Here is a 26,580-nt window from a genome sequence, read left to right as displayed (position 1 = left end):
CCGTACGTGAGCGGCTACGGTGCGGCAGCGTCGATCGCCTTCACGATCCGCTTGTCCGAGACCGGGTACGCCGTGCCCAGCGCGTGGGCGAAATAGCTGACCCGGAGCTCCTCGACCATCCAGCGGATCTCCAGGACCGAGGTGGGCACCGGCCGGCCCTGCGGGAGCTGCTCCAGGAGCCAGGCGTACTCGTCCTGCATCTCGTGGACCTTCTCCATGCGCGTGGTGTCCCGCTGCACGTTCGTCGGCATCTGCTGGAGGCGGCGGTCGGCGGCCACCATGTAGCGCATCAGGTCGGGCAGGCGCCGTATGCCCGCCCAGGTGACGAAGCCGGGCTTCACGAGGGCGTCCAGCTGCTTGCGGACGTCCGTGAGGTTTGCCAGCAGGGCGGGGCTGCGGACGGCCTTCAGGCGGCGCTCACAGGCCTGCCAGGCCGCGAGTACCTGCTGCACCTGCGCGACGGTGCGGACGGTGGTGTCGACGATCTCCGCGCGCACCTTGTCGTACAGCTTCCGGTAGGACTCCTCGTCCCAGGCCGGCCCCCCGAAGTCCGCGATGAGCTTGTCCGCCGCGGCCATCGCGCAGTCGTCGAACAGCGCCTGGACCGATCCGTGCGGGTTGGCGGAGAGGGCCAGCTTCTGGGCGTTAGTCAGCTTCTCGGAGGCGAACTTCGCCGGGTTCACCGGGATGTTGCGCAGGATCAGCCGCCGGGTGCCCTTCCACATGGCCTCCGCCTGCTCGGCCTCGGTGTCGAAGAGCCGTACGGAGACCGTGTCGCCGTCGTCCACCAGCGCCGGGTACGCCTTGACCGGCTGCCCGGCCCGGCGCGTCTCGAAGACCCGGGTGAGCGTGCCGATCGTCCAGTCCGTCAGGCCCTTGCGTTCCAGCGACTCGCCGCCCTCGCGGGACGCGGTGGCCGCGGCGGCCTGGGACAGGGCCTTGCGGGCCTTCGGCTTGAGGCTGAGCTTCAGCGCCTCCAGGTCCTTGTCCTCGGCCAGCTTCCGGCGCCGCTCGTCGACGATCCGGAAGGTGATCCTGAGGTGGTCGGGGATCCTGGCCCAGTCGAAGTCGTCCGCCTCGAAGGGGACGCCGACCATCCGCTTCAGCTCGCGGGCCATCGTGACGGTCAGCGGCTCCTGGAGGGGCACCGCCCGTTCCAAGAACGCCTTCGCGTAGTTCGGGGCGGGTACGTAGTGGCGGCGGATCGGCTTGGGCAGGGAGCGGATCAGCTCCGTCACCACCTCCTCGCGCAGGCCCGGGATCTGCCAGTCGAAGCCTTCGCCGGTGACCTGGTTGAGCACCTGGAGCGGGATGTGCACGGTCACGCCGTCGGCGTCCGCGCCCGGCTCGAACTGGTACGTCACCCGGAACTTGAGCTGCCCCTGCCGCCAGGTGTCCGGATAGTCGGCCTTGGTGACCGCCTCCGCCGACTCCCGGATGAGCATCTCCCGCTCGAAGTCGAGGAAGTCGGGCTGCTCGTGCCGCTTGTGCTTCCACCAGGAGTCGAAGTGGGCGCCGGACACGACGTGTTCGGGCACCCGCTGGTCGTAGAAGTCGAAGAGGGTCTCGTCGTCCACGACGATGTCCCGGCGCCGGGCGCGGTGCTCCAGCTCCTCGACCTCGCTGAGGAGCCGGCGGTTGTCGGCGAAGAACTTGTGGTGCGTGCGCCAGTCGCCCTCCACCAGCGCGTTGCGGATGAACAGCTCGCGCGAGGCCCCGGGGTCGATCCGGCCGTAGTTCACCTTCCGCTGGGCGACGATCGGGACGCCGTACAGGGTGACCCTCTCGTACGCCATCACGGCCGCCTGGTCCTTCTCCCAGTGCGGTTCGCTGTACGTCCGCTTGAGCAGGTGGCCGGCCAGCGGCTCGACCCACTCCGGCTCGATCCTGGCGTTCACGCGCGCCCACAGGCGGCTCGTCTCCACCAGCTCGGCCGACATCAGGAACCTCGGCTGCTTTTTGAACAGCGCCGAGCCCGGGAAGATCGCGAACTTGGCGTTGCGGGCGCCCAGGTATTCGTTCTTGTTGCCGTCCTTCACGTCCTTCATCCCGATGTGGGAGAGGAGGCCGGCGAGGAGGGAGACGTGGACGCGGTCGGCCGGGGCGTCCTCCTCGTTCAGGTGGATGCCCATCTGCTTGGCGACCGTGCGCAGCTGCGTGTAGATGTCCTGCCATTCGCGGATGCGCAGGAAGTTCAGGTACTCCTGCTTGCACATCCGGCGGAAGGACGACGAGCCGCGCTCACGCTGCTGTTCGCGGATGTAACGCCACAGGTTCAGATAGGCGAGGAAGTCGCTGGTCTCGTCCTTGAAGCGGGCGTGCTGCTGGTCGGCCTGGGTCTGCTTGTCGGCCGGGCGCTCGCGCGGGTCCTGGATGGACAGCGCGGCGGCGATGACCATGACCTCGCGGACGCAGCCGTTCTTGTCGGCCTCCAGGACCATCCGGGCCAGGCGCGGGTCGACGGGCAGCTGGGCCAGCTTGCGGCCGGAGTCCGTGAGCCGCTTGCGGACGTCCTTCTGGGATGGGTCCAGCGCGCCCAGTTCCTGGAGCAGCTGCACACCGTCGCGGATGTTGCGGTGGTCCGGCGGGTCGATGAACGGGAACTTCTCGATGTCGCCGAGGCCGGCCGCGGTCATCTGGAGGATGACGGAGGCGAGGTTCGTACGGAGGATCTCCGCGTCCGTGAACTCCGGGCGGGCGAGGAAGTCGTCCTCGGAGTACAGGCGGATGCAGATGCCGTCGGACGTACGGCCGCAGCGGCCCTTGCGCTGGTTGGCGCTGGCCTGCGAGACCGGTTCGATGGGCAGCCGCTGGACCTTGGTGCGGTGGCTGTAGCGGCTGATCCGGGCGAAGCCGGGGTCGATGACGTACTTGATCCCGGGGACGGTGAGGGAGGTCTCGGCGACGTTGGTGGCCAGAACGATCCTGCGCCCGGTGTGCGGCTGGAAGACCCGGTGCTGCTCGGCGTGGGACAGCCGGGCGTACAGCGGCAGTACCTCGGTGAACCTGTACTTCTTCTTCTCCAGCGCGTCGGCGGTGTCCCGGATCTCGCGCTCACCGGAGAGGAAGACGAGGATGTCGCCCTTGCCCTCCCCCATCAGCTCCTCGACGGCGTCGGTGATCGCGGTGATCTGGTCGCGGTCGGCGTCCTCGGAGTCCTCCTCCAGCAGCGGCCGGTACCGCACCTCCACGGGGTAGGTCCGGCCGCTGACCTCGATGATCGGGGCGTCGCCGAAGTGCCGGGAGAAGCGCTCGGGGTCGATGGTCGCCGACGTGATGACGACCTTGAGGTCCGGCCGCTTCGGCAGGAGCTGGGCCAGGTAGCCGAGCAGGAAGTCGATGTTGAGGGACCGCTCGTGGGCCTCGTCGATGATGATCGTGTCGTAGGCGCGCAGCTCGCGGTCGGTCTGGATCTCGGCGAGCAGGATGCCGTCCGTCATCAGCTTGACGAAGGTGGCGTTCGGGTCGACCTGGTCGGTGAAGCGGACCTTCCAGCCGACGGCCTCGCCGAGCGGGGTCTTCAGCTCCTCCGCCACGCGCTCGGCGACGGTCCGGGCCGCGATCCTCCTCGGCTGGGTGTGCCCGATCATGCCGCGCACGCCCCGGCCCAGCTCCATACAGATCTTGGGGATCTGCGTGGTCTTGCCGGACCCGGTCTCGCCGGCCACGATGACGACCTGGTGATCACGGATGGCGTCCGCGATCTCGGCCTTCTTCTGGCTGACCGGCAGCTGCTCGGGGTAGGTGACGGCAGGCACGCGGGAGCGCCGCGCGGCCATGTGGTCCTCGGCGCGGCCGATCTCGGTCTCGATCTCGGAGAGGACGGCGGCACGGGCCTCGGGCTTACGGATCTTGCGCGCGCCCTCCAGCCGCCGGCCGAGCCGGTGCGCGTCGCGCAGCGACAGCTTGGTCAGGCGGGGGGCGAGGGTGCCGAGGGCGGGGGCGGGATGCGTAGACATACGCGGTCCAGGATCTCACCCCAGCCGAAATTCACGCGAACGATTTGACCGCGGGCGGGGCCGGGGGCCCCGAAGGGACGCGGGGCGGGCGAACGCCGAGCGCACCGCCGTGCACTTCCGGGGTCACCAGCACGCGTTGCCGTTCCCGGTCCCGCCGGCTGGGCGGTCGTCTTCCGCGCGGTCTTCGTGATCCGGTGCGAGCGCCGTCCGGGCGGACGCCCGGCCCGCGCGGCCTGGGAGCTTCTGCCTGGATCAGCGCGGCATGAGCCGGGGGCTTTTGCCTGGATCGGCCCGGCATGAGCCGGACGAAGGGTTCTAGGGGGCGTGCCGGTCGGGCGGGGGCGGCGGGGCGGTCTCAGGGTGTCTGCGGGCCGGGCCGTCTCCCAGGGCGATCGACTTCGCGGTGTTGGAGACGGCCTTGATGCCCAGGTAGGCGGTGGTCATGCTGCTCACGGCGGTGAACGCGGCGGTGAGGACGCCGACGATCACGGCCTTGTCCCCGTCGAGCTGCCACACGCCGAAGACCGCGGCTCCGGCTATCGCGAGGTTGCTGATGACGACCGCCAGCAGCCCGTACCGGGCGCGGTCCTTCTCCAGCTCGGTGTCCCGAATGGCTCTGGCGTCGTCCCGGCTCATGTCTCCCCCGCCCCCGCACGCCGCGCGTGATCAGCCTGAACGTAGCGCCGACCGGGGGTGGTGCCAAGGCGGCACGTCAACAGACACCGGCCCCGGCTCTTCCCGCCCGGTCGTGGCCCGATGCGTCCCGGCATGGCCCGATGGCCTCGCTCACCCGTGTCGCGGGCCGGTGCCGTGCTGCGGGCCGGCGGCGTGATCGGGACCGCTGTCGTGATCGGGTCCGGTGCGTCGCTCGGATTCCGTGCCGTGATCGGGTCCGGTGTCGAGGAGTGCGGAGATGTCCTCCGCCGACCAGTGGTCGGTCGCGCCGGGGCAGGCCGCGACGTACGAGGCGATCGCCGCCATGTCCCAGGCCCCGGCGGACAGCAGTCCCGTGACCAGGAACCGGACGTAGGCGGCGGAGGGAGGAACCCACGGCACGTCGTTCATCCCCCAGGGGGCCGTGAAGGTCAGCACGGGCATGCCTTCCAGCTGACCGGCGCACACGAGCGTCTCGTAACGCCCCTCGCCCAGTACGGAGCGCCGCTGCGTGAGGACCTCCTCCAGGTCCAGGTCCACGTCCGGCGCCCGGTACATCTCCTGGGCCGCGATGTCGGCGAACTGGCCGCTCGTCACCAAGTGCGCTCGGGCCAGGACCCGCCCGCTCACCCGTGGGTCGTAGAAGGCCCGCCCCCCGCCCCAGACGAGCGATTCGGTGGCGAAGTACAGGGCGCCGGTCAGTTCCACCGGGATCGACCGGGCCGGCATGGCGGGGTCGCGGCATCCGGGGTACTCCCGCGCCGCCCCGGGCGGGCGCCCGCCCCTGATGTAGGCGGCGAGCCGGTCCAGGTGCGTGTTGGAGCCGTAGGACGTGTACCAGACCCGCTCCGGGTGCCGATCGAGCGGCAGGGCCGGGTCGATGTTCGGTAGGGCCTTCACCATGGTCTGCTCCGTCGGCGTACCGGTCGGTGTCGGTGACACGAAAGAGCCCCTCTCCAGCGAGGCTGGAGAGGGGCTCAGGCCCTGGTCAGGGCGGCTGTGGCTGGGGCCGGGGTCGAACCGGCGACCTTCCGCTTTTCAGGCGGACGCTCGTACCAACTGAGCTACCCAGCCACGGTGTTTCACGTGAAACACCAGCGGTCCTGACGGGATTTGAACCCGCGGCCTCCACCTTGACAGGGTGGCGAGCACTCCAAACTGCTCCACAGGACCAAGCGTGCGTGCAACAGTGTCGCACACGGTAATGCGTGCCCCCAACGGGATTCGAACCCGTGCTACCGCCTTGAAAGGGCGGCGTCCTAGGCCGCTAGACGATGAGGGCTATCGGCCCGCCTGGGCGCTTCTCAGCGCGTCGGGGACGTGAGAAGCATATGGGATGCCGGGGGGTATCGCCAAAACGGTTTACGGCGAGGCCGTGACGGTGCCGGACGAGGGGGCGGGCGAGCGTGTGGCCCCGGGCTGGTTCTCGTCCGCCAGATGACGGCTGACCTCGGCCGTTGTCAGCCCCAGTCCCCCCAGCCGGATCGCGTCCCAGGCCTGGAGCCTGCGGCTGTCCCGGTCGAAGTAGAGGATCGAGGCCTCGATCGGAGCGGGGTACTTGTGTTCCACGGCACGCAGCCCGCTGCCGCCGGTCGAGCCCTCCATGCGCAGCCGCGTGCCGTACGGCAGCATCTCCGTCCCCTCGTGGTGCAGATGCCCGCAGAGCACCAGCGGCACCAGGCCGTCCGTCTCCCGGGCGGCGGACGGCTCGTGCGCCACGGCCACGTCCGCGGGGGTGCCGGCCGCCTGCTGGTCGCGCAGGGCGCTGGCCAGCCGGGCGCCCGCCAGCTCCTCGGAGGCCTCGCTGCCCGCCACCACCGAACGGTCGGGGGTGAACTGCGGATCACCGATGCCGGCGAACCGCAGGCCCGCCACCGTCTCCGCCCGGCCGTCGTCCAGGACGTGCGCGTTCTTCATCCGCTCCAGATAGCGCTGGGTGGTCCGGGAGTCGTGGTTGCCGCGCACCCAGACGTACGGCACGCCCAGGTCCCGGACCGGGTCCAGGAACCCGTTCTCCGCCGCCGCGCCGTGGTCCATCGTGTCCCCGGAGTCGACGATCACGTTCACCTGGTACTGCTTCACCAGCGAACCGATGATCTTCCAGCTCGCCGGGTTGAGGTGGATGTCGGAGACGTGCAGGACCCGGATGGTGGAGGGGTCCGGCCGGTAGGCCGGGAGCGTGGACGTGACGTCGTAGAGCTTCGTCACGTTCGTCACCAGGCGCGCCAGTTCCTTCTGGTAGACGTCGAACTCCGTGACGATGCTGCGGGCGTTGCCGACCACGGACGGCGCCGAGCTGAGCAGCCCGGAGAACCTCGGCTCCAGGACCGACTTCGGGTTCCAGGTGGCGTACGCCGACGCGCCCGAGGCGGCCAGCAGGGCCAGGGCCAGCCCGCCGGCGGCCAGGGCCCGGCGCGGGCGGCGGTAGACGGCGAGGCCGAGGGCCGTGGCCCCGGAGACCACGGCGACGCAGGACCGCACGGCCAGGTCCAGCGTGCCGTGCCCGACGTCCCGGGCGACCTCGTCCTGGAGCCCGGAGAGCCGTTCGGGGTGGTCGACCAGGGCCTGGGAGCGCTCCGGGTCCAGCCGGTCGACGTTGACCTCCAGCCGGACCGGGGCCACGTGACTGTCCAGGCTGAGGTCGCCCAGCGGAGAGATGTTGATCTTCGTGCCGCCGGTGACGGAGGGGCGCAGCGCCATCGTCGTGTCCATCGGGCCGACCGGGGCCCGGACGTTGCCGACGACGAGCAGGCCCAGCCAGGCGCCGACGAGGACGACCGTCGTGAGCCCGAGGGCGCGCGGCCAGGGGCGGGGGCGGGCGGCGAGTTCGAGACGGGGGAGCGGACGGGTGCGGGCGGTTCGTGTGCGGTTCCAGGTCCGGTTCGGCATGGTGCTCAGGGCTGCGAGGGGGACGCGGGCCATTGGTCCCGTATGCCCGTGGCCCGGCGCGGATATGCGACGGTCCGGCACTCTCGCACGGGGCCGTCCGTACCGGACAATGTCCACGTGCTGGAGATGACGCGCGAGGAGTTCGAGGAACTGGTCGCCGAGGCGCTCGACCGGATTCCGCCGGAGCTGACACGGCTGATGGACAACGTCGCGGTGTTCGTCGAGGACGAACCGCCCGCCGACGATCCCGAGCTGCTCGGGCTCTACGAGGGGACACCGCTGACCGACCGGGGCGAGTGGTACGCGGGTGTCCTGCCGGACCGGATCACCGTCTACCGGGGGCCGACGCTCAGGATGTGCGAGAGCCGGGAGGACGTGGTCGCCGAGACCGAGGTGACCGTGGTGCACGAGATCGCCCACCACTTCGGCATCGACGACACCCGGCTGCACGCCCTCGGCTACGGGTGAGCGCCACGGGTGAGCGCTACGGCTGAGCCGCGGCCGCGCACCACGGCTGAGCGCCGCGGCCACGCACCCCGGCCGCGTACTACTGCTGAGCGCTACCGGTGTGCGCTGCGGCTGTGCGCGCGGGCGTGTACGGCCGTAGCGCCGGTGCGCAGGGCGGGCGCCGGCGCGGGGGCATGCGCAGGGGGCGCTGATACCGGTGGGGCCGTGCGCCGCCTGCCGTGGGGCTGTGCGCCGATGCGCGCGGGGCGCGTGTCCTCTTGTGGGCGGCGGGAGTTGGGCAGGTTGACTCCTTTCCTTGCCCCCGGAGGTGGCCGCTGTGCGCCCCTTGAACGTACCCGTCCGTCTCGCTGTCACGGTGCTGGCCGTCACCGCCGCCGCCGGCTGTGTGAACGTGGGCGACGACGCGGGCCGGGCCCGGCCCTCCCACTCGGCGGGGCAGCGCGGCGGTGAGGCGCCCGGCGGCGCGCCGGTGGCGGACGTGCGCGGCTTCGCCGACGAGGACGTGATCGGTGACGGCAAGCGCGGGCACGGCGGCAAGGCCAAGCCGGGGCGGTCGGCCTCGGCGCCGGCCGGCCCGTCGGGCACGGGCAGCGCGTCGGGGAAGCCCGGGAAACCGGGAACGCCCGGGAAGCCGGGCGAGCCGGGGACGACCGACCCGCCCGGGGACCCGGCGCCGACCGAGGTGCCGCCGACGCCCCCGGCCAGCTCCGCCCCGCCCGAGCCGCCGGCCTCGACCCCGCCGCCGCCCGTCTCGGAGCAGCCGTCGGCCGAGCCGTCCTCGTCGGCGCACGAGGAGACGGGGCCGCAGCTGGTCCAGCGGGAGCCGGCGCCCGCGGCGGGCGTGGCGGTATGACGCCGTCTCCGGCGGCGGGACGGAGACCCCTCGCGGTGCGGCCCGTGCGACATCGCCGACTGCCGACCGCCGACCGCCGACCGCCGATCACCGTCCGCCGACTGCCGACTGCCGACTGCCGACTGCCGACTGCCGACTGCCGACTGCCGACCGCCGATCACCGTCCGCCGTCCGCCGTCCGCCGACTGCCGACTGCCGACCGCCGATCACCGTCCGCCGTCCGCCGACTGCCGACTGCCGACCGCCGATCACCGTCCGCCGTCCGCCGACTGCCGACTGCCGACCGCCGATCACCGTCCGCCGACTGCCGACCGCCGACTGCCGACCGCGGACTGTCGACCGCCGACACCTGATCGCGGAGCGGCGCGAGCGCACGTCGTCGGGTGGCCGAGCGCCGTCGCGGCGGCGGGGGAGTGACGTCGGCCATAGACGCCGACGGGAAGGTATCCGCGACGGAGGCGCGCAGGGACGCGGCGACCTGCGACGAAGGCGCGGGCGGGGTGATCGGAACCGAGATCGGGGGCGTCGCGCCGACGACCGGCCCCACGGACCGGTTTGCCTTCGGGGGTGGGAGGTGCGTATGGTGGTAGATCGTTTGATCCCATTTGCCCGGCGCCACCACAGAGCGCGCCGTGTGGCGCGTACTCTCCCTTGCCGTGGCGGACCGCATTGAGGCGGTCGTAATGCGACTCACGGAGTTGACGGGCGCGTGCCGAAGAGACTCCGGAAGGTTTCGCATTCGCATGTCCGTGTCCAGTACTGATCAGATCGTCATGCCCGAGAACGAGAACGAGCTCGTGGACGTGACGACCGAGGTCACCGAGGCCGTCGAGGCCGCTGACACCACCCCCCAGATCACCTTTGCCGACCTCGGCCTGCCCGAGGGCGTCGTGCGCAAGCTCGCGCAGAACGGCGTGACCACCCCCTTCCCGATCCAGGCCGCGACCATCCCGGACGCCCTGGCCGGCAAGGACATCCTCGGCCGTGGCCGCACCGGCTCCGGCAAGACCCTCTCCTTCGGTCTGCCGACCCTGGCCCAGCTGGCCGGCGGCCGCACCGAGAAGAAGCGGCCCCGCGCCGTCATCCTCACCCCGACCCGTGAGCTGGCCATGCAGGTCGCGGACGCCCTCCAGCCGTACGGCGACGTCGTCGGCCTGAAGATGAAGGTCGTCTGCGGCGGTACGTCCATGGGCAACCAGATCTACGCCCTGGAGCGCGGCGTCGACATCCTCGTCGCCACCCCGGGCCGCCTGCGCGACATCATCAACCGCGGCGCCTGCTCCCTGGAGGACGTGCAGATCGCGGTCCTGGACGAGGCCGACCAGATGTCCGACCTGGGCTTCCTGCCCGAGGTCACCGAGCTGCTCGACCAGGTCCCGGCCGGCGGCCAGCGCATGCTCTTCTCCGCCACCATGGAGAACGAGATCCAGACCCTCGTCGACCGCTACCTGAACAACCCCGTCTCCCACGAGGTGGACGCGGCCCAGGGCGCGGTGACGACCATGTCGCACCACATCCTCATCGTGAAGCCGAAGGACAAGGCGCCGGTCACCGCCGCGATCGCCTCCCGCAAGGGCCGCACGATCATCTTCGTCCGCACCCAGCTGGGCGCCGACCGCGTCGCCGAGCAGCTGCGCGAGGCCGGTGTGAAGGCCGACGCGCTGCACGGCGGCATGACCCAGGGCGCCCGTACCCGCACCCTGGCCGACTTCAAGGACGGTTACGTCAACGTCCTGGTAGCCACCGACGTCGCCGCGCGCGGCATCCACGTCGACGGCATCGACCTGGTGCTGAACGTGGACCCGGCCGGCGACCACAAGGACTACCTGCACCGGGCCGGCCGTACCGCCCGCGCGGGCCGTACCGGCACGGTCGTCTCCCTGTCCCTGCCGCACCAGCGCCGCCAGATCTTCCGCCTCATGGAGGACGCCGGCGTCGACGCCGCGCGCCACATCATCCAGGGCGCGGGCGCCTTCGACCCGGAGGTCGCCGAGATCACCGGCGCCCGCTCCATGACCGAGGTCCAGTCCGAGTCCGCGGCCAACGCGGCCCAGCAGGCCGAGCGCGAGGTCGCCCAGCTCACCAAGCAGCTGGAGCGCGCCCAGCGCCGTGCGGCCGAGCTGCGCGAGGAGGCCGACCGGCTGGTCGCCCGGGTCGCCCGCGAGCGCGGCGAGGACCCGGAGGCCGCGGTGGCCGAGGCCCAGGCGACGGCCGCGGAGGAGCTGGCCGTGGCCGAGGAGCCGGCGGAGCGCGAGGAGCGCCCGGCGGCCGCGGCCCCGTACGAGCGCCGGGAGCGGCGAGGCTTCGAGCGCCGCGAGGACCGGGGTGACCGGGGTGGCCGTGGCTTCGAGCGCCGTGACGACCGTGGCGACCGCCGTCCGTTCGACCGTGACCGTGACCGTGGTTTCGAGCGCCGTGAGGACCGGGGTGACCGGGGTGGCCGTGGCTTCGAGCGTCGCGACGACCGTGGCGACCGCCGTCCGTTCGACCGTGACCGTGACCGTGGTTTCGAGCGCCGTGAGGACCGGGGTGACCGGGGTGGCCGTGGCTTCGAGCGCCGTGACGACCGTGGCGAGCGCCGTGACGACCGGGGTGGCCGTGGCTTCGAGCGCCGCGACGACCGTGGCGAGCGCCGTCCGTTCGACCGTGACCGCGGTGGCCGCTCCTTCGAGCGCCGCGACGACCGGAGCGGTTTCCGCCGGGACGAGCGCGGCGGGCACCGGGGCAGCGACCGTCCGTTCAACCGTGACCGCCGCGACGACCGCCCGGGCTTCCGCTCCGGCGGCCACGACCGCCCCTACGGCCGCCGTGACGACCACCGTGGTGGTTCCTTCGGCCGCCGTGAGGACAAGCCGCGCTGGAAGCGCAACGGCTGACGCCGAGTGAACTGAGGAAGGGCCCGTACGACATCGGTCGTACGGGCCCTTCCGGCGTTTCCAGGGGCAGTCGGGGCAGTCGGGGCAGTCGGGGCAGCGGGGTGGCCGGGGCGGTGCGGGACGGGACGGCGCGGGGCAGGCGGGGCGGCGCGGGCGACCTGTACCGCGGGCCGGCAACGGCCGGGGTTCGTCCGCCGCCCGGGTGAGGACCGGGACCGGCCGGCAGGGCTACAAGGGCCTGTTCCGGCCATCCCGGCCTGAGAGTGACGCATGTCACCCCTCCGGTGAGGGAATTGCTGGGGGCATGACAGATGACGCGAGAGTGAGCGGACAGCACGGAGCGTCCGGCCCGTCGGACGAGGAACGGCTGGCGCAGCTCGGCTACACCCAGGTCCTCGCCCGTCGTATGTCGGCGTTCTCGAACTACGCCGTCTCCTTCACGATCATCTCGGTCCTCTCCGGCTGCCTGACGCTCTATCTCTTCGGCATGACCACCGGCGGCCCCGCGGTGATCACCTGGGGCTGGGTGGCGGTGGGCCTCATGACGCTCTTCGTGGGGCTGTCGATGGCCGAGATCTGCTCGGCGTACCCCACCTCGGCGGGCCTGTACTTCTGGGCCCACCGCCTGGCACCCCCGCGCTCGGCGGCGGCCTGGGCGTGGTTCACGGGCTGGTTCAACGTGCTGGGGCAGGTGGCGGTCACCGCGGGCATCGACTTCGGCGCCGCCTCCTTCCTGGGCGCCTATCTGAACCTCCAGTTCGGCTTCGGGGTGACACCGGGCCGCACCGTGGCCCTGTTCGCGGCGATCCTCGTCCTGCACGGCCTGCTGAACACCTTCGGTGTCCGCATCGTGGCGTTCCTGAACGGCGTGAGCGTCTGGTGGCACGTCGTGGGCGTGGCGGTGATCGTCGCCGCCCTGGCACTGGTGCCGGACCACCACCGGTCGCCGACGTTCGTCTTCACCGAGTTCGTCAACCGGACGGGCTGGGGCAGCGGCCCGTACGTGGTGCTCCTCGGCCTCCTGATGGCCCAGTACACCTTCACCGGCTATGACGCATCGGCCCACATGACCGAGGAGACCCGCAACGCGGCCACGGCCGGCCCCAAGGGCATCGTCCGCTCGATCTGGACGTCCTGGATCGCCGGCTTCGTCCTCCTCCTGGGCTTCACCTTCGCGATCCAGTCCTACGACGACGAGCTGGCCTCCCCGACCGGCGCACCCCCCGCGCAGATCCTCCTGGACGCGCTCGGCGCCACCGCCGGAAAGCTGCTCCTCCTGGTGGTGATCGGTGCCCAGCTCTTCTGCGGGATGGCTTCCGTCACCGCCAACAGCCGTATGATCTACGCCTTTTCGCGGGACGGCGCGCTGCCCTTCTCCCACGTCTGGCACACGGTCAGCCCGCGCACCCGCACCCCCGTGGCGGCGGTCTGGCTGGCCGCGCTCGGCGCCCTGGCCCTCGGGCTGCCGTACCTGATCAACACGACGGCCTACGCGGCGGTGACGTCGATCGCGGTCATCGGCCTCTACATCGCGTACGTCATCCCGACCTTCCTGCGGGTCCGCAGGGGCGCCGGGTTCGACCGCGGCCCCTGGCACCTGGGCCGCTGGTCGCGGGTGATCGGGGTCGTCTCGGTGGCGTGGGTGGTGGTGATCACGGTCCTCTTCATGCTCCCGCAGGTCTCCCCCGTCACCTGGAAGACGTTCAACTACGCCCCGGTGGCCGTCCTGGTCGTCCTCGGCTTCGCGGCGACGTGGTGGCTGGCCTCGGCCCGCCACTGGTTCCTCGCCCGCACCCACGCCCCCGCTTCCGTCCCGGCCGAAAAGTAACCATCACCCCACTCCGGCCCCTTCCGACGTGGCCGTGTCACCGATACCCGATCGGCGACGCGGCCTCGTCCGGCTATGCTCGGACAGGCAACATCGCCTGGGCCCTTAGCTCAATTGGCAGAGCAGTGGACTTTTAATCCATTGGTTGTGGGTTCGAGTCCCACAGGGCCTACGGTTCGCAGGCGGGCTTCATGCCCTCTGACCTGCCGCGCGGCGCCCGGGCCGGCTTCGGCCGGCCCGGGCGCCGCGGCGTTTTCCGGGCCGTCGGGTCCCGCCTCCGCCTAGGGCCTCCCGTTTGGATCAGGCCGGATCCGAACGAAAGTCGCTAGTCCTCGCTCACGATCCGTTCCACCGCCGCCGTCACCAGGGCGTCGCGTTCCTCCTCGGTGAGGACCTCCGGGAGGGTGAGCTGTTCGACGATCAGCCAGTTCAGGGCCAGGTACAGGAGTTTGACCGCCGTGGCGTCGCCGGGGAGGCCGGCGGCCTCGTGGTAGGCGAGGTCGGCGCGGACGCGTTCGGTGAGGACCGTGCGCAGTTCCGGGCGGCGGGTGGCCTCCAGGCGGAGTTCCAGGAGGGCGAGGTAGCCGGTGCGGAAGGCGGCGACCCGGCCGACGAGTTCGCGCATCAGCCGGGCGTACGCATCCCGGTCCCGGCCGGCCGTCCGCTGGTGTGCGAGGGTCGCCTCGTCGGGGCGCAGCCGGGCGTAGACGCGGTCGCCGGCCTGGGTGAGCAGGTCGTCGCGGCTGGTGAAGTAGTTGGACGCCGTTCCGGTGGGTACGGCGGCCTCGGCGTCCACCGCCCGGAAGGTCAGCCCCCGGGCGCCCTCCCGGGCCAGTACCTCGATCGCGGCGTCCACGAGTGCCGCGCGCCGCTGGTCGTTCCGTCTCACCATGGGCGGTGGCTCCCGGGGGCGCGGGGGTCGTACGTCACTCCGGGCAGAGTACTGCGAGTGGAGTGGTGACATCCGGGCGGGAGCCGTACCGGGCGCCCGCTCCGGGGCGCGGTGGTCGTCACCCGGCTCCGTAGGCCCGCAGGAACGCGGCCACCGCACTCCTGATCAGGCGGTCCGTCTCCGCCGCCGGCAGGGGCATCACGCCGTAGTGGGTGGTCTGGGTGATCCGGTGCGCGGTCAGGGCCGAGAAGTGGCTCGCGGCCAGCGCCGCGTCGCCGTGGAGGTTCAGCAGGCCGACGTCCTCCAGGTGGGTCATCGCCTCGGTGAGGGCCCGCTCGACCGCTTCCGGCCCGGCCTCCAGCCAGGCCCTGAGGACCTCGGGCGGTACGTGGTCGGCCTCCGCGTGGATGTGCCGGACCAGGGCGAAGTGGTTCGCGTAGTCGGCCATGAGCCCGGTGAAGGCGCGGGCCAGGGAGACCAGGTCGCGTTCCAGGTCGTCGGGGTGGGGCGGGCGCTCCGGGTCCAGTACGGCGCGCAGACGGGCCAGTTGGGCGTCCCGCACCTCGCTGGACGTCCAGGTCACGACCGTCTGGAAGAGCTGCGCCTTGCCGCCGGGGAAGTGGTTGTAGAGCGTGCGCGTGGACACGCCGGCCGCGGCGGCGAGCGCGTCGACCGAGGCGCGCGCGTAGCCCTCGCGGCCGAAGACCGTGCAGGCCGCGCTCGCGATGGCCATCTGCTTCTGGAGCTTGCGCGGTGAGACCTCGCGCTGTGCCTGCTTCAGCCGGGACTCGTTCGTTTCGCTCACGTCCGCCTCCTTAGCGACCAGGCAACTCTAACTGAGCGACAACGCCCGTTGTAATTTTTACAACGGGCGTTGTAGTTTGCTGGAGAGGCGACCGCGATCCGCGGCCCGCCCGCCGTCGGAGCGCCCGTGAGCGCGCCGACGGGCCACAAGAGGAGTTCGCAGGAGAGCTCCGCCGCTGAGATCCGTCGGGATTCACCAGAGGGATCCGCCAAAGAGGGGGACAGCCATGTCCGTTGCCGACTCGTTCACCGGTGCCCGTACCGCCGAGGACCGTCCGCTCCGTGTCGCCGTCATCATCGGCAGCGTGCGCGAGGGACGCCGGGGGCGGGACGTCACCGACTGGTTCCTCGCCACCGCGGCGGACGCCGACCCGGGCCTGGAGTTCGACGTCGTCGACCTCGCCGAGGTGGACCTGCCGCTGGTGCTGCCCGGCTGGGGCGGCACGCCGAGCCCCTCGGCCGCCGCCGCGCTGCGGGACGTCTCGCCGCGGCTGGCCGACGCCGACGCCTTCGTGGTCGTCACGCCCGAGTACAACCACAGCTTCCCCGCGGTCCTGAAGAACCTCCTCGACTGGCACCTGCGCGAGTGGCAGGCCAAGCCGGTGGGCTTCGTGTCGTACGGCGGTCTCGGTGGCGGGCTGCGCGCGGTCGAGCAGCTCCGGCTGGTCTTCGCCGAACTGCACGCCGTGACGGTGCGCGACTCGGTCAGCCTGCACGGTCCCTGGTCCGGCCTCGGCGAGGACGGGGTCCCGCGCGACGCCGAGGTGTGCGCCGGTGCCGCCAAGGGCATGCTCGGCCAGCTCGTCTGGTGGGGGCGGGCGTTGCGCACCGCGCGCGCCGAGCGTCCCTACGCGGGCTGAGAGGGCGGGCGATGAGTTCCCTCCGGTCTCCCGGTACCGCCCGGCAGGCGCCCCCGGCCGAGGTCGCGGGCCCCGCCCCCGCGGCCGCCTTCCCCCGCGTCGCCACCGTCGTGGTCCTCGGCACGATCATGGCTGTGCTCGACATGACGATCGTCAACGTGGCGCTGCGCCACCTCTCGGAGTCCTTCGGCGCCCCGCTGGAGACCATGCAGTGGACCACGACCGCCTACACGCTCGCGCTGGCGGCGGTCATCCCGACCGCCGCCTGGGCGATGGACCGGATCGGCGCCAAGCGCACCTATGTGATCGCGCTCGCCCTGTTCACGCTGGGCTCCCTGCTCGCCGCCTGCGCCTGGGACGCGGGCAGTCTGATCGCGTTCCGGGCCGTGCAGGGGCTGGGCGGTGGGCTGCTTCAGCCGGTCGGCATGACGATGGGCATGCGGGTCGTGGACCGGGCCCGGCTCGGCCGGGCGATGGCCGTGCTGGGGCTGCCCATCCTGGTCGGCCCGGTGCTCGGCCCGGTGCTCGGCGGCCGGCTGGTCGACGCCGCCTCCTGGCACTGGATCTTCCTGATCAACCTGCCCGTCGGCGCCCTGGCCCTGCTCCTGGCGGCCCGCCTGCTGCCGGCCGACGCCCCGGCCGCGCGCGGCACCGAGCCGCCGGCGGACGCCCCACATCCGTACGGCACCGAGCCGCCGGCGGACGCCCCCCATGCGCGCGGTACCGGCCGGCCCCGGCTGGACGTGCCCGGCCTGCTGATGCTCTCGCCCGGTCTGGCCCTGCTCCTGTACGGCCTGGCGCGCGGCGGCGAGCGCGGCGACTTCACGGCACCCGGCACGCTGGTGCCGACGCTCGCCGGTGCCGTGCTCGCGGCGGCCTTCGTCCGGCGGGCGCTCGCCGTCCGCGCGCCGCTGCTGGACCTGCGGCTGCTGCGGGACCGTACCTTCGCCGCCGGCATCGGCACGCTCGCCGTCTTCACCTGCGGCTACTTCGGCTCGATGCTGCTCGGGCCGCTGTACTGGCAGCAGGAGCGGGGCCTGAGCGCGACGGCGGCCGGGCTGCTCGGCGCGCCGGTCGGGCTCGTGGTCGGTACGACGATGCAGATCGCGGCGCGGCGGATCGACCGGGTCGCACCCCGCCGGATGATCGCGGCGGGCTGCGCGGTGGGGGCCCTCGGCATGGGCCTGCTGGCCTGGCAGACCGGCATGGCGGGGGTCGCGTCCTGGCGGATCGTCGTCGCCGGCATGGTGCTGGGCGTCGGTGCCGGAATGACAATGATGCCGGCGATGACCACCGCGACCCGTGACCTGCCCGCGGACCGGCTGGCCGGGGCGAGCACCGCGCTGAGCATCAACTCCCAGCTGGCCGCGTCGGTCGGTACGGCCCTGCTGTCGGTGGTGCTGGGCACGGCGGGCCCGGGCCCGGCCGGTTTCCGGCTCGCCTACGCCGTGGCGGCGGCGCTGCTCGCCCTCGGCGCCCTGTCGGCGCTCCGGCTCCCGGCACGACGCGCCGGCTAGGCCCCCTCCTCCGGATCCGGCCTGATCCGAACGAGAGAACCTGGTGACCTGGGTCAGAGAGTCTTCGTCAGCTCGGCGGCCACCAGCCGGATGCTGTGCGGCTGCCCGGCCCGGCCTGCTGGAGTCCGGCCGCCGGCACGCCAGGCAGCTCGCGAGAACTACCCGAAAATCTCCGACTCAGGTCACTAGCCCACCGTCAGTTCCGCCAGTTCGGCCAGCGGCAGCGTGTGCTGGGTCTGGAGCACCTTGGCGCGCAGGTAGCGGACGTTGTGGGCGGTGGTGAAGACGCCGGTCGGCACCCGGTCCCGCACGGTGACGCCGAGCGCACCCAACTGCGCTGCCTTGTCGGGGTTGTTGGACAGCAGGTCCAGCTCCGTGATGCCGAGGGCGGTGAGCATCTGCGCGGCGGCGGTGTAGTCGCGGGCGTCCTCCGGCAGACCGAGGGCGGCGTTCGCCTCGTAGGTGTCGAGCCCCTCGTCCTGGAGGGCGTACGCGTCGAGCTTGTTGTAGAGGCCGATGCCCCGGCCCTCCTGGCGGAGGTAGAGCAGCACGCCGCCGCGGCCGGCGATGCGCTCGACCGCCTCGCGCAGCTGCGGGCCGCAGTCGCAGCGGGCCGAGCCGAAGACGTCACCGGTCAGGCACTCGGAGTGCAGGCGGACCAGCGGGACGGGGCCGGGGTCGCCGAGGACGACGGCGAGGTGCTCCAGGCCGTCGGTGAGGCCGTGGAAGGTCACGAGGTTCGCGTCGGCGCGGTAGCCGTCGGCGAAGCGCAGCGGTACCCGGACGCGGGCGCGCGGGGTGGCGGCGGGGGTGTCGGGCATACAGGTCTCCGGGTTCCGTTCGGAACGCTGTGCTTCAGATTTGAAGCACATGCAGATGCGTGACTCTATGCCATGCTTAAAAGTTGAATCAACTACTCGGCCGGTGACGAGCCGGAGCAGGAGCCCGACCGCCGGCGCCACGGCACGTCCTCCGCCGCGGCTGCCGCGCTCTCGTTCTCGCCCTGGAGCCCCTGCGCGATCCCCGTGCAGATCTCCTCCAGCTGCCCCACCTGCTCCGGGGTGAGCCGGTCGAACAGCAGGGCGCGGACCGTCTCGACGTGCCCCGGTGCCGTACGCTCCAGTACGGCCACCCCCTCGTCGGTCAGCACCGCGAGCGAGCCGCGCTTGTCCCAGCGGCAGTTCTCCCGGCGCACGAGGCCGTCCCGCTCCAGCCGGGTCACCGCGTACGTCAGTCGGCTGCGCGTGATCTTGAGCGTCTCGGCGAGATCGGTCATGCGCAGCTGCCGGTCGGGGGCGTCGGAGAGGTTGGCCAGCACCGAGTAGAACAGGTGCGGCATGCCGCCCTCCTGCTGGAGCTGCCGGTCGATCGCGTCCTCCAGGAGGCGGGAGGCGGCGATGTAGGCGCGCCAGGCGCGCTGCTCCTCGGGGCTGAGCCAGCGGGTCGTCATGCTGCCAGTGTAGGTTTGTTTCAAACTTGAACCAAGCTGTCAGTCCGTCACCGTCCGCCACGGAAGAAAGGGCGCCGATGCCCCTGCCGTACGTGCTGCTGTCCGCAGCCGTCTCCCTCGACGGCTACCTGGACGACACCGGCCCCGATCGGCTCCTGCTGTCCAGCCCGGCCGACTTCGACCGGGTCGACGAGGTGCGGGCCTCCGTCGACGCCATCCTCGTCGGCGCCGGCACGATCCGCGCCGACAACCCCCGCCTGCTGGTCAACTCCGCCGAACGGCGTGCGGCCCGCGGTGCGGCGGGCCGGCCGGAGTACCCGCTGAAGGTCACGGTCACCGGCTCCGGCGACCTGGACCCGGACGCCAACTTCTGGCACACCGGCGGCGAGAAGCTCGTCTACACCACCGACGAGGGCGCGGCGCGGGCCTCCCGCCTCCTCGGGCGCACCGCCGACGTCGTCCCGCTCGGTCCGGCCCTGGACTGGCGGGCCCTGCTGGAGCACCTGCACGACGTGCGCGGAGTCGGGCGCCTGATGGTGGAGGGCGGTGGCACGGTCCACACCCAGCTGCTCCAGCAGGGGCTCGCCGACGAACTCCAGCTGGTCCTCGCCCCGCTGTTCGTGGGCGAGCCCGCGGCCCCGCGGCTGTTCGGGCCGGGCGGCTACCAGGACGGACGCCTGCGCCTGCTCGACACCCGCCGGATCGAGGACGTAGTCCTCATGCGCTACGCGCCCACGGCCCCCGGCACCGGTCCGCTCCCCACCGCCGCCGACCGGCACTGGCTGCACACCGCCTGTGAACTCGCCGCACAGTGCCCGCCTTCCGGGACGGCGTTCAGCGTCGGCGCGGTCGTGGTCGCCGCCGACGGCACGGAGCTGGCCCGCGGCCACTCGAGGGAGGGCGCCGACCCCGTGGTCCACGCGGAGGAGGCGGCGCTGGCGAAGATCGCGGCGACCGACCCGCGGCTGCCCGGTGCCACGGTCTACAGCAGCCTGGAGCCCTGCGCCCGCCGCGCCTCCCGTCCCGCTCCCTGCGCCGAGCTGATCCTGCGGGCGGGGGTGCGCCGGGTGGTCACCGCCTGGCGCGAGCCCGACACGTTCGTCACCGCGGCCGACGGCACGGGTGTCCTGACCGCCGCGGGCGTCCAGGTCGTGGTCCTGCCCGAGCTGGAGGCCCTCGCCAAGGCGCCGAACGCCCACCTGCCGGGGTGACCGGCTTCCCGCCCGCCCTGGTGACCGGCTTCCCGCCGGCCCCGGTGACCGGCTTCCCGCCGGCCCCGGCCGGCGGGCGGGAAACACTCAGGGCCCGGAATCCATTGGATTCCGGGCCCTGAGTCTTCAGTAGCGGGGACAGGATTTGAACCTGCGACCTCTGGGTTATGAGCCCAGCGAGCTACCGAGCTGCTCCACCCCGCGTCGTTGTGTCTCCACTGTACGCCATCCGCGGAGCGGAATGCACATCGGTTTCCCCGCCCCCCGCGCCGCTGTCACCGAAGGTGACCGGACGAGCGCCCTCCGCATAACCTCTGAGTCACCATCAAAACCCGCAATGACTACTGAACGCTTCCGGCCCCCGGTCAACTCGCCCGGTTTGGCGCGGTACTGGGCAATAGCTCCATCGTCAAAACGTTAATGATCAAGCCGAACGGGCTTGGAAAGTGACTGGCAGGTCTATTAACGTTCGATAACGCAGCGCGGTCGTCCCAGCCGTCACAAGAGGCGGCTCCGTGCGCACGCGCCGAATCCCGCAAGGGAGCCGGGGAACCACCACCCTGGGGTGAATCGCACGGATGCCGCCGTGAACTCATGGAGTCACGATCGGTATACGCGCGTAGGAGACCTTCCTGCTCCGAACCCGTCAGCTAACCCGGTAGGCGGAGGAAGGAAAGGAGCGCGCCCGCGTGGCGTCCAACCGCCCTGTCCCCGAAGCCCCGTTCATACCGGCACAGCGCGACACCGAGACCTTCGGCTACGGCGACTACCGCGCCGAGGAGGGGCCTTGGGAGGAGTGGAACCCCACCGAGGACTCCGTCGCCCCGGTCCGTGGCCGGCACCGCGTCGCCAAGCAGCGGGGCGGCTTCGCACGCAGCTCCACCGTCCTCGGCGTCGGCGTCATCGCCGCGGTCGGCGCGGGCGGCATGGCCAGCGCCAACACCGGCAAGCCGCCGGTCTCCATCTCCCTGCCGGACATGCCCTCCGTGGGCTCCCTCTTCGACGACGACTCCGCCGACGCCCAGCCGGCGCAGGCCACCGCCACGCTGAGCCCCCTCGGTCTGCCCTCCGCCGACGAGGGTGAGGACAACGCGGACGCCGGTGAGGTGCTGCGCAACCGGATCATGGCCCAGGCGGAGCAGCAGCAGGGCCAGGCCGAGAGCAGGGCCACCACCGCCGCACTCGCCGTCGCCGAGAAGCAGAGCGCCGCGGCCGCCGCCAAGGCCGAGAAGGAGGCCGCCGCCGAGGCCGCCGAGGCCAAGGAGAAGGCGGAGGCCGCCGCCAAGGAGGAGGCCGCCGCCAAGGCCGCCGAGGCCAAGAAGGCGGCAGAGGAGAAGCGGCTGGCCGAGCTGGCCAAGCAGTACGTGCTGCCGACCTCCTCGTACACGATCACCTCGACCTTCGGCCAGGCCGGCTCGATGTGGTCCTCCGGCTACCACACCGGTCTCGACTTCGCCGCCCCCACCGGCTCCCTGCTCAAGGCCGTCCACAGCGGCACGATCACCGAGGCGGGCTGGGCCGGCTCCTACGGCTACCGCACCGTGCTCACCCTGGACGACGGCACCGAGCTGTGGTTCTGCCACCAGTCCTCGATCAGCGTCTCCACCGGCCAGAAGGTCTCCACCGGCGAGGTCATCGGCCGTGTCGGCGCCACCGGCAACGTCACCGGCCCGCACCTGCACCTGGAGGTCCACCCCGGCGGCGCGGCCACCGGCATCGACCCGATGGCGTGGCTCCAGGGCAAGGGCCTCAACCCCTGACGGTTGGTCCCCGCGGTCCCGCGGGAACTCGGCGCCGGCGGCGGGATGCGATCGTCCCCCGCCGGCGTTGACATGACGTATGACGTCACTTCGTAAACTCGGCTCTTCCGACCTCGAGGTCTTCCCGGTCTCGCTCGGTGGCAACGTCTTCGGCTGGACCGCCGACGAGCATGCCTCCTTCGCCGTCCTCGACGCCTACACGGCCGCCGGGGGCAACTTCGTCGACACCGCCGACTCCTACTCCGCCTGGATCGAGGGCAACCAGGGCGGCGAGTCCGAGACGGTCATCGGCAAGTGGGTCAAGGCGCGCGGCAACCGCTCCGATGTCGTCATCGCGACCAAGGTCAGCCAGCACCCGCAGTTCCAGGGCTTGTCCGCCGCCAACATCAAGGCGGCCGCCGAGGCCTCCCTGCGCCGCCTGGACACCGACTACATCGACCTCTACTACACGCACTTCGACAAGCCCGAGGTGCCGGTCGAGGAGATCATCGGCGCGCTGGACGAGCTGGTGAAGGCCGGCAAGGTCCGGCACATCGCCGCCTCCAACATCACCGCCGAGCGCCTCAAGGAGTCCCTCGACTTCTCCGACCGCGAGGGCCTCGCCCGCTACGTCGCCCTCCAGCCGCACTACAACCTGGTCTCCCGCGACACCTACGAGGGCCCGCTCCAGGACCTCGTCGCCCGCGAGGGCCTGTCCGCCGTCCCGTACTTCGCGCTCGCCTCGGGCTTCCTCACCGGCAAGTACCGGCCCGGTACGACCGTCGACAGCGCCCGCGCCGGCGGAGCCCGGAAGTACGCGGACTCCGAGCGCGGCCGGAAGGTCCTCGCGGCGCTGGACGAGATCGCCGCCGCCCACGACGCCCCGGTCGCCACGGTCGCCCTGGCCTGGCTGGCCGCCCAGCCGACGGTCACGGCCCCGATCGCCTCGGCGCGCACGGTGGAGCAGCTGCCGGCGCTGCTGGGTGTGGCGGATTTGAGGCTGACGGAGGCGGAGACGACGAAACTGACGGAGGCGTCGGCCTAGACCCCCGGCCCGTGCGGGCCATGACCCGGGTGTGACCCGGGTGTGACCCGGGCGGTTACGACCGGTACGGGTTGTACTCGGGATACGCCACCACGGGGGAGCCCTGCGCCGGCCAGTACCCGATGGGCACCGGCCCCGTGTACACCGGCCGGACCGGCACGGCCGCCCGCGCCGCGTACTCCAGCGCCGGCCGGGCCACCTCCCGGCGCCGCCACAGCTCGTCCAGCAGCTCCCGCTCCCGCACGACGAAGCCGGCCCCGGCCTTCCCCTTGCGGCCGCGCTGCCGCAGGAACGCGAGCGAGGTGGCGTACCCCTCGTACCGCGCCACCTCCCGGGCCGCGGGGCGCCCATGGTGGTGCCGGGCGTAGTCCCGGGCCATCCGCCTCGCCCGCATCGACCCGAGCGCGAACGGCTCGGCCGGCCCCAGCCATCCGGCCAGCACGTACGCCGGCAGTTCCGCCCGCACGATCCGCAGCTCCCGCTGCCGGGTCCAGATCGCGAGCCAGGTCAGCAACGCGAACGCGGGCACCATGAACCCGCCGTAGACGGCGAAGAAGCCGTACTGGCCGAAGGTGGCCGAGCCGTTCCAGAACGCGTGCATGCCCATCGCGAGCAGCAGTCCGCCGAGCGGCAGCAGGACGCGCCGCACGTGCTGCCGCTCTGCGGCCAGCGCGGAGGCGCCGAAGCCGATGCCGGTGAGCACGGTGAACAGGGGGTGCGCGAACGGGGACATCACGATGCGCACGAAGAAGGTGGCGACGGTGACGGAGGCGATGCCGCGGCCGCCGGTGAGCTGGTCGGTCCCGAAGGCCGTACCGAGATAGAGGATGTTCTCGGTGAACGCGAACCCGGTGGCGGTGACCCCCGCTATCACCACACCGTCCACGATCCCGGTGAAGTCCCGCCTGCGGAAGAGGAACACCAGCAGCACGGCGGCGGCCTTGGCGGACTCCTCGACGATCGGCGCTATCACGGTGGCGCCGAGGGTGTCGGCACTGGACGGGTCCGCGGTCGAGGTCGCGATCCACTTCGTCGCGAAGCTGTTGGCCACGATGGCTATCAGTGCCGCCGCACAGGCCCCCCAGGCGAAGGAGAACACCAGGTTCCGCCAGGGTCCCGGCTCCACCCGGTCCAGCCACCGGAAGGCGGCTATCAACCAGGGCACCGGCAGCAGGGCCAGCCCGAGTCCGACGAGGAACCCCTCCGTGCCGGTCTGCCGCCGGACGAGCGCGAGGATGACCAGACCGGACAGCGCCAGCAGCGAACTCAGTGCTCCGTACCGCACCCACCTGCGCTGCCACCAGTGCGGGTGGCGGAGCGCACCGTCGACGGGGCGCGGGGGATACGTCGGGAACGGAGGACTGGTGGCCACGGCATCGACCCTAACGGTGACGGTGCGAGGGGCTGATCGGATTATCGGTCCTGGCTGTGCGGTACGCGCCGGAACAGCAGATCGTTCACCACATGTCCCTTGTCCAGTCCCTGTCCCTCGAAACGGGTCAGCGGCCGGAACTCCGGGCGTGGCGCGAAACCGCCGTCCGCCTGGGTGTTCTCGAAGTCGGGATGCGCGGTGAGCACGTCCAGCATCTGCTCGGCGTACGGCTCCCAGTCGGTCGCGCAGTGCACGAGCGCACCGGGTCTCAGCCGGGTCGCGGCCAGCGTCAGGAACTCGGGCTGGATGAGCCGCCGCTTGTGGTGCCGCTTCTTGGGCCACGGATCGGGGAAGTAGACGCGCAGCCCGTCCAGCGCGTCCGGGCGGAGCATCTCCCGGAGCAGGATGATCGCGTCGCCGTTGCCCACCCGGACGTTGGACAGGCCGTTGCGGTCCGCCAGATTGAGCAGGTTGCCCTGGCCGGGGGTGTGCACGTCGACGGCCAGGACATTGGTGTCCGGGTCGCCCGCGGCCATCTGCGCGGTGGCCTCGCCCATCCCGAACCCGATCTCCAGGACCACCGGGCGGTCGTTCCCGAACAGCTCGGCGAGGTCGATCACCCGCTGCCCGTCGATGTCCAGCCCCCACTTGGGCCACAGCCGCTGAAGCGCGTCGGCCTGGCCGGCCGTCACCCGGCTCCGCCGCGGCTGGAAGCTCCGGATGCGCCGCTCGAAGTGGGAGCCGGCGGGATCGGCCTTGGGCCCGTCCGGGAAGCGCGGCTCCCCCTTGGCCCGGGTGTGGCGGACGGAGACACCGGGGGCGTGGGATGCCGGGGACGGGGCGTCGGGGGTGTTCAGGGAGTCAGACACAGTAAGCCCAATTTTAGGGGTCCGGCCAGGCCGCTACAGCGACCCCAGCATCCCCAGTGCCCGGCCCCCGATCTCGCGCCCGATCGGCAGCGAGGCGGTGGCCGCCGGCGAGGGCGCGTTCAGCACATGCACGGCCCGCGCCCCCTCCCGGATCAGGAAGTCGTCCACCAGCGTCCCGTCGCGCAGCACCGCCTGCGCCCGCACCCCGGCCGGGGCCCGCACCAGGTCCGCGGCCTCCGCCCCGGGCAGCAGTCTGCGCACCGCCTCCAGGAACGCCCCCTTCGACACCGAGCGGTGCAGCTCGCCCGCCCCGTACCGCCAGTGCCGGCGGGCGATGGCCCACGATCCCGGCCACGCCACCGTCCCGGCCAGCTCCCGGGGGCGTACGACCCCCCAGTCGTATCCCTCGCGGGCCAGTGCCGGCACCGCGTTGGGGCCGATGTGCACACCCCCGTCGATCCCCCGGGTCAGATGCACCCCGAGGAACGGGAACGCCGGGTCCGGCACCGGGTACACCAGCCCGCGCACCAGCTCGGGCCGCGCCAGCTCGTAGTACTCCCCGCGGAACGGCACGATCCGCACCTCGGGGTCGTCGCCGGTCAGCCGGGCCACCTCGTCGCAGTACAGCCCGGCGCAGTTCACCAGCACCCGGCCGCGGACCACCTCGCCGGCCTCGGTGAGCACGGCCACGCCCCGGTCCGCCCGCCGGTCCACCCGTACGACCCGGGCGCCGTACCGGATCTCCGCCCCGGACGCCCGCGCCAGTTCCCGGGCGACACCCACGAAGTCGCACACGCCGGTCGTACCGACGTGTATGGCGGCGAGGCCCCGCACCTCCGGTTCGTACTCGGCGATCTGCGAGGTCCCCAGCTCCCGCACCGGAATGCCGTTCTCCCGGCCCCGCTGCACGAGCGCGTGCAGCCGCGGCAGCTCCTCCCGCTCGGTGGCGACGATCAGCTTCCCGGTGACGGCGTGCGCGATGCCGTACTCGGCGCAGAACTTCACCATCTCGGCGGCGCCCCGCACCGCGTACCGCGCCTTGAGCGAGCCCGGGCGGTAGTAGATCCCGCTGTGGATGACCCCGCTGTTGCGTCCCGTCTGGTGCCGGGCCGGACCGGGCTCCTTCTCCAGCACGGTCACCCGCGTCCCCGGCGCGGCCCGCGTGATCGCGTACGCCGTCGACAGCCCGACGATCCCCCCGCCGATCACCAGCACATCACAGTCGTACGCCCCGGCCCACACCTGCACCACCTCCGCCATCGATAGTGCACTGCGCCACTGACAGTGGCTTCAA

The 26,580-nt window shown here is 72.1% G+C and carries 20 protein-coding genes, 5 tRNA genes and 1 riboswitch; of the genes, 10 read left to right on the top strand and 15 right to left on the bottom strand.

What is annotated here, in order from left to right:
• Positions 1–14 precede the first annotated feature (14 nt).
• The 7 genes from hrpA to JK361_RS24790 all read right to left on the bottom strand — a co-directional run bounded on the left by hrpA (position 15) and on the right by JK361_RS24790 (position 7,535).
• Positions 15–3,959, bottom strand: coding sequence for an ATP-dependent RNA helicase HrpA (gene hrpA / locus JK361_RS24820; RefSeq protein WP_201821896.1), 3,945 nt, complete (start codon positions 3,957–3,959; stop codon positions 15–17).
• Positions 3,960–4,274: 315 nt separating this feature from the next.
• Positions 4,275–4,595 (bottom strand): hypothetical protein, encoded by a 321-nt coding sequence (locus JK361_RS24815; protein ID WP_201821894.1) that lies wholly within the window; start codon positions 4,593–4,595, stop codon positions 4,275–4,277.
• Between the two features lie 150 nt (positions 4,596–4,745).
• A complete protein-coding gene (locus JK361_RS24810) occupies positions 4,746–5,516 on the bottom strand; it encodes a histone deacetylase (protein WP_236053538.1) in 771 nt (256 codons plus the stop codon).
• 97 nt (positions 5,517–5,613) lie between these two features.
• Positions 5,614–5,687: transfer RNA gene (locus tag JK361_RS24805), tRNA-Phe, on the bottom strand.
• Between the two features lie 24 nt (positions 5,688–5,711).
• Positions 5,712–5,786, bottom strand: a tRNA-Asp gene (locus JK361_RS24800).
• A gap of 36 nt (positions 5,787–5,822) precedes the next feature.
• Positions 5,823–5,895, bottom strand: a tRNA-Glu gene (locus JK361_RS24795).
• Positions 5,896–5,975: 80 nt separating this feature from the next.
• Positions 5,976–7,535 (bottom strand): metallophosphoesterase family protein, encoded by a 1,560-nt coding sequence (locus JK361_RS24790; protein ID WP_201821892.1) that lies wholly within the window; start codon positions 7,533–7,535, stop codon positions 5,976–5,978.
• 84 nt (positions 7,536–7,619) lie between these two features.
• Between JK361_RS24790 and JK361_RS24785 the strand changes: the two genes are divergently transcribed.
• From JK361_RS24785 to JK361_RS24765, 5 genes are all read left to right on the top strand, one after another.
• Positions 7,620–7,970, top strand: a complete 351-nt coding sequence (locus JK361_RS24785; protein WP_184975426.1) for a metallopeptidase family protein — start codon at positions 7,620–7,622, stop codon at positions 7,968–7,970.
• Positions 7,971–8,286: 316 nt separating this feature from the next.
• Complete coding sequence (locus tag JK361_RS24780; RefSeq protein WP_201821890.1) at positions 8,287–8,823, top strand: TrbL/VirB6 family protein; 537 nt, start codon at positions 8,287–8,289, stop codon at positions 8,821–8,823.
• A gap of 743 nt (positions 8,824–9,566) precedes the next feature.
• Complete coding sequence (locus tag JK361_RS24775; RefSeq protein ID WP_201821888.1) at positions 9,567–11,699, top strand: DEAD/DEAH box helicase; 2,133 nt, start codon at positions 9,567–9,569, stop codon at positions 11,697–11,699.
• 304 nt (positions 11,700–12,003) lie between these two features.
• Positions 12,004–13,527: an amino acid permease gene (locus JK361_RS24770; RefSeq protein ID WP_201821886.1), complete on the top strand. Its 1,524-nt coding sequence runs from the start codon at positions 12,004–12,006 to the stop codon at positions 13,525–13,527.
• 99 nt (positions 13,528–13,626) lie between these two features.
• A tRNA-Lys gene (locus JK361_RS24765) sits at positions 13,627–13,699 on the top strand.
• 153 nt (positions 13,700–13,852) lie between these two features.
• On the opposite strand, the gene JK361_RS24760 is transcribed toward JK361_RS24765, so the two are convergent.
• Together JK361_RS24760 and JK361_RS24755 are read right to left on the bottom strand one after the other, a co-directional pair.
• Positions 13,853–14,419, bottom strand: coding sequence for a TetR/AcrR family transcriptional regulator (locus JK361_RS24760; RefSeq protein WP_201821885.1), 567 nt, complete (start codon positions 14,417–14,419; stop codon positions 13,853–13,855).
• A gap of 118 nt (positions 14,420–14,537) precedes the next feature.
• Positions 14,538–15,224, bottom strand: a complete 687-nt coding sequence (locus tag JK361_RS24755; RefSeq protein ID WP_201821883.1) for a TetR/AcrR family transcriptional regulator — start codon at positions 15,222–15,224, stop codon at positions 14,538–14,540.
• A 226-nt stretch (positions 15,225–15,450) separates the two neighbouring features.
• On the opposite strand from JK361_RS24755, the gene JK361_RS24750 reads away from it, so the two are divergent.
• Positions 15,451–16,083, top strand: a complete 633-nt coding sequence (locus tag JK361_RS24750) for an NADPH-dependent FMN reductase (RefSeq protein WP_201821881.1) — start codon at positions 15,451–15,453, stop codon at positions 16,081–16,083.
• 11 nt (positions 16,084–16,094) lie between these two features.
• On the top strand, positions 16,095–17,600 hold the full coding sequence (locus JK361_RS24745; protein WP_201821879.1) for an MFS transporter: 1,506 nt from the start codon (positions 16,095–16,097) through the stop codon (positions 17,598–17,600).
• A 185-nt stretch (positions 17,601–17,785) separates the two neighbouring features.
• On the opposite strand, the gene JK361_RS24740 is transcribed toward JK361_RS24745, so the two are convergent.
• Together JK361_RS24740 and JK361_RS24735 are read right to left on the bottom strand one after the other, a co-directional pair.
• Complete coding sequence (locus JK361_RS24740; RefSeq protein ID WP_201821877.1) at positions 17,786–18,421, bottom strand: GTP cyclohydrolase II; 636 nt, start codon at positions 18,419–18,421, stop codon at positions 17,786–17,788.
• A 92-nt stretch (positions 18,422–18,513) separates the two neighbouring features.
• Entirely contained in the window at positions 18,514–19,050 is a 537-nt protein-coding gene (locus JK361_RS24735; protein WP_201821875.1) for a MarR family winged helix-turn-helix transcriptional regulator, read from the bottom strand.
• A 77-nt stretch (positions 19,051–19,127) separates the two neighbouring features.
• On the opposite strand from JK361_RS24735, the gene JK361_RS24730 reads away from it, so the two are divergent.
• Positions 19,128–20,261, top strand: coding sequence for a dihydrofolate reductase family protein (locus tag JK361_RS24730; protein WP_201821873.1), 1,134 nt, complete (start codon positions 19,128–19,130; stop codon positions 20,259–20,261).
• 130 nt (positions 20,262–20,391) lie between these two features.
• On the opposite strand, the gene JK361_RS24725 is transcribed toward JK361_RS24730, so the two are convergent.
• Positions 20,392–20,465, bottom strand: a tRNA-Met gene (locus JK361_RS24725).
• A 310-nt stretch (positions 20,466–20,775) separates the two neighbouring features.
• A riboswitch (cyclic di-AMP (ydaO/yuaA leader) is annotated at positions 20,776–20,941 on the top strand.
• Between the two features lie 9 nt (positions 20,942–20,950).
• Here JK361_RS24725 and JK361_RS24720 point away from each other — a divergent pair.
• Positions 20,951–22,021 (top strand): M23 family metallopeptidase, encoded by a 1,071-nt coding sequence (locus JK361_RS24720; RefSeq protein WP_201821872.1) that lies wholly within the window; start codon positions 20,951–20,953, stop codon positions 22,019–22,021.
• A 79-nt stretch (positions 22,022–22,100) separates the two neighbouring features.
• Complete coding sequence (locus tag JK361_RS24715; protein ID WP_201821870.1) at positions 22,101–23,045, top strand: aldo/keto reductase; 945 nt, start codon at positions 22,101–22,103, stop codon at positions 23,043–23,045.
• A gap of 55 nt (positions 23,046–23,100) precedes the next feature.
• On the opposite strand, the gene JK361_RS24710 is transcribed toward JK361_RS24715, so the two are convergent.
• From JK361_RS24710 to lhgD, 3 genes are read right to left on the bottom strand one after another with little or no spacing between them, the layout of a single operon-like run.
• Positions 23,101–24,417, bottom strand: coding sequence for a PrsW family intramembrane metalloprotease (locus tag JK361_RS24710; protein ID WP_201821868.1), 1,317 nt, complete (start codon positions 24,415–24,417; stop codon positions 23,101–23,103).
• A 41-nt stretch (positions 24,418–24,458) separates the two neighbouring features.
• Positions 24,459–25,286, bottom strand: a complete 828-nt coding sequence (gene trmB / locus JK361_RS24705; protein WP_201821866.1) for a tRNA (guanosine(46)-N7)-methyltransferase TrmB — start codon at positions 25,284–25,286, stop codon at positions 24,459–24,461.
• A gap of 33 nt (positions 25,287–25,319) precedes the next feature.
• Positions 25,320–26,546 (bottom strand): L-2-hydroxyglutarate dehydrogenase, encoded by a 1,227-nt coding sequence (gene lhgD, locus JK361_RS24700; protein ID WP_201821864.1) that lies wholly within the window; start codon positions 26,544–26,546, stop codon positions 25,320–25,322.
• Between the last annotated feature and the right edge of the window lie 34 nt (positions 26,547–26,580).

The organism is Streptomyces musisoli (assembly GCF_016741855.1).
GTDB classification, from domain to species: domain Bacteria; phylum Actinomycetota; class Actinomycetes; order Streptomycetales; family Streptomycetaceae; genus Streptomyces; species Streptomyces musisoli.
Note: the sequence above shows the minus strand (reverse complement) of the source record. Positions and strands in the feature narration are given on the sequence as shown.

Excerpts from the sequence above, each read along its gene's own strand:
- hrpA (WP_201821896.1), bottom strand. The coding sequence starts at position 3,959 with ATGTCTACGCATCCCGCCCCCGCCCTCGGCACCCTCGCCCCCCGCCTG.
- JK361_RS24775 (WP_201821888.1), top strand. The coding sequence starts at position 9,567 with ATGTCCGTGTCCAGTACTGATCAGATCGTCATGCCCGAGAACGAGAAC.
- JK361_RS24740 (WP_201821877.1), bottom strand. The coding sequence starts at position 18,421 with ATGCCCGACACCCCCGCCGCCACCCCGCGCGCCCGCGTCCGGGTACCG.
- JK361_RS24735 (WP_201821875.1), bottom strand. The coding sequence starts at position 19,050 with ATGACGACCCGCTGGCTCAGCCCCGAGGAGCAGCGCGCCTGGCGCGCC.
- JK361_RS24750 (WP_201821881.1), top strand. The coding sequence starts at position 15,451 with ATGTCCGTTGCCGACTCGTTCACCGGTGCCCGTACCGCCGAGGACCGT.
- JK361_RS24790 (WP_201821892.1), bottom strand. The coding sequence starts at position 7,535 with ATGGCCCGCGTCCCCCTCGCAGCCCTGAGCACCATGCCGAACCGGACC.
- JK361_RS24715 (WP_201821870.1), top strand. The coding sequence starts at position 22,101 with ATGACGTCACTTCGTAAACTCGGCTCTTCCGACCTCGAGGTCTTCCCG.
- JK361_RS24760 (WP_201821885.1), bottom strand. The coding sequence starts at position 14,419 with ATGGTGAGACGGAACGACCAGCGGCGCGCGGCACTCGTGGACGCCGCG.
- JK361_RS24730 (WP_201821873.1), top strand. The coding sequence starts at position 19,128 with ATGCCCCTGCCGTACGTGCTGCTGTCCGCAGCCGTCTCCCTCGACGGC.
- lhgD (WP_201821864.1), bottom strand. The coding sequence starts at position 26,546 with ATGGCGGAGGTGGTGCAGGTGTGGGCCGGGGCGTACGACTGTGATGTG.
- JK361_RS24745 (WP_201821879.1), top strand. The coding sequence starts at position 16,095 with ATGAGTTCCCTCCGGTCTCCCGGTACCGCCCGGCAGGCGCCCCCGGCC.
- JK361_RS24810 (WP_236053538.1), bottom strand. The coding sequence starts at position 5,516 with ATGGTGAAGGCCCTACCGAACATCGACCCGGCCCTGCCGCTCGATCGG.
- JK361_RS24815 (WP_201821894.1), bottom strand. The coding sequence starts at position 4,595 with ATGAGCCGGGACGACGCCAGAGCCATTCGGGACACCGAGCTGGAGAAG.
- JK361_RS24770 (WP_201821886.1), top strand. The coding sequence starts at position 12,004 with ATGACAGATGACGCGAGAGTGAGCGGACAGCACGGAGCGTCCGGCCCG.